Here is a 2,288-nt window from a genome sequence, read left to right on the forward strand (position 1 = left end):
ACCGACTCCGGCAGCAGCGCCACCGACCACGTCACCAACGTCGGTACGTTGAATCTCACCGGTGTCGAAACCGGCGCCACCGTGCAGTACAGCATCGATGGCGGTTCGCATTGGAACACCAGCTTCAGCGCGGTTGAAGGGTTGAACAATGTGCAGGTCCGGCAGGTCGACGTCGCGGGCAATACGTCGTCGGCTACGTCGTTCAGTTTCACGCTCGATACGTCGGCGGCTGCACCCAGTGTTGCGCTGACGACCGACTCCGGCAGCAGCGCCACCGACCACATCACCAATGTCGGTACGTTGAATCTCACCGGTGTCGAAACCGGCGCCACCGTCGAATGCTCGATCGACGGCGGTCATACGTGGAACACCAGTTTCAACGCCGTCGAGGGCGTGAACGACGTACAGGTCCGGCAGGTCGACGTCGCGGGCAATACGTCGTCGGCTACGTCGTTCAGTTTCACGCTCGATACGTCGGCTGCCGCGCCCAGCGTTGCGTTGACGACCGACTCCGGCAACAGCGCCACCGATCACGTCACCAACGTCGGCACCTTGAATCTCACCGGCGTTGAAACCGGCGCCACCGTCGAATACTCGATCGACGGCGGTCATACGTGGAACACCAGTTTCAACGCCGTCGAGGGCGTGAACGACGTACAGGTCCGGCAGACCGATGTCGCGGGCAATACGTCGTCGGCTACGTCGTTCAGTTTCACGCTCGACACCTCGGCTGCCGCGCCCAGCGTTGCGTTGACGACGGACTCCGGCAACAGCGCCACCGATCACGTCACCAACGTCGGCACCTTGAACCTCGTCGGTGTCGAAACCGGCGCCACCGTCGAATACTCGATCGACGGCGGTCATACGTGGAACACCAGTTTCAACGCCGCTGAAGGCGTGAACGATGTACAGGTCCGGCAGACCGACATCGCAGGCAATACGTCGTCGGCTACGTCGTTCAGTTTCACGCTCGACACCTCGGCTGCCGCGCCCAGCGTTGCGTTGACGACGGACTCCGGCAACAGCGCCACCGACCACGTCACCAACGTCGGCACCTTGAACCTCGTCGGTGTCGAAACCGGCGCCACCGTCGAATACTCGATCGACGGCGGTCATACGTGGAACACCAGTTTCAACGCCGTCGAGGGCGTGAACGACGTACAGGTACGGCAAACCGATATCGCGGGCAATACGTCGTCGGCTACGTCGTTCAGTTTCACGCTCGACACCTCGGCTGCCGCGCCCAGCGTTGCGTTGACGACGGACTCCGGCAGCAGCGCCACCGACCACATCACCAACGTCGGCACCTTGAACCTCGTCGGTGTTGAAACCGGCGCGACCGTCGAATACTCGATCGATGGCGGCCATACCTGGAATACGGGCTTCAACGCCGTTGAAGGCGTGAACGACGTACAAGTCCGGCAGACCGATGTCGCGGGCAACACGTCCAATCCGACGTCGTTCAGCTTCACGCTCGATACGTCGGCCGCTGCGCCCGGTGTTGCGCTCACGACTGATTCCGGCAGCAGCGCCACCGATCACGTCACCAATGTCGGCACCTTGAATCTCGCCGGTGTCGAAACCGGCGCGACCGTCGAATACTCGATCGACGGCGGTCATACCTGGAACACCAGCTTCAACGCCGTTGAAGGCGTGAACGACGTACAAGTCCGGCAAACCGACATCGCGGGCAATACGTCGTCGGTTACGTCGTTCAGTTTCACGCTCGACACGTCGGCCGCTGCGCCCGGTGTTGCGTTGACGACGGACTCCGGCAGCAGCGCCACTGATCACATCACCAATGTCGGCACCTTGAATCTCACCGGTGTCGAAACCGGTGCAGTTGTCGAATATTCGATCGATGGCGGTTATACGTGGAACACCAGCTTCAGCGCCGTTGAAGGCGTGAACGATGTACAGGTCCGGCAGATCGACGTCGCGGGCAATACGTCGTCGGTTACGTCGTTCAGCTTCACGCTCGATACGTCGGCCGCTGCGCCCAGCGTTGCGTTGACGACCGACTCCGGTAGCAGCGCCACCGATCACATCACCAATGTCGGCACCTTGAACCTCACCGGTGTCGAAACCGGCGCCACCGTCGAATACTCGATCGATGGCGGCCATACCTGGAACACCAGTTTCAGCGCCGCTGAAGGCGTGAACGACGTACAAGTCCGGCAGACCGATGTCGCGGGCAATACGTCGTCGGTTACGTCGTTCAGCTTCACGCTCGATACGTCGGCCGCTGCGCCCGGTGTTGCGCTCACGACTGATTCCGGCAGCAGCGC

General features: G+C 61.8%; 1 protein-coding gene. It reads left to right on the forward strand.

Annotation, left to right across the window (positions count from 1 at the left end; translation table 11 throughout):
* The coding region (locus DIE06_RS37525) for an Ig-like domain-containing protein (protein ID WP_260433910.1) at positions 1–2,288 on the forward strand (2,288 nt) is incomplete at both ends.

The sequence above is a fragment of the Burkholderia sp. Bp8998 genome, assembly GCF_003854235.1.
In the GTDB taxonomy this organism is placed as follows: domain Bacteria; phylum Pseudomonadota; class Gammaproteobacteria; order Burkholderiales; family Burkholderiaceae; genus Burkholderia.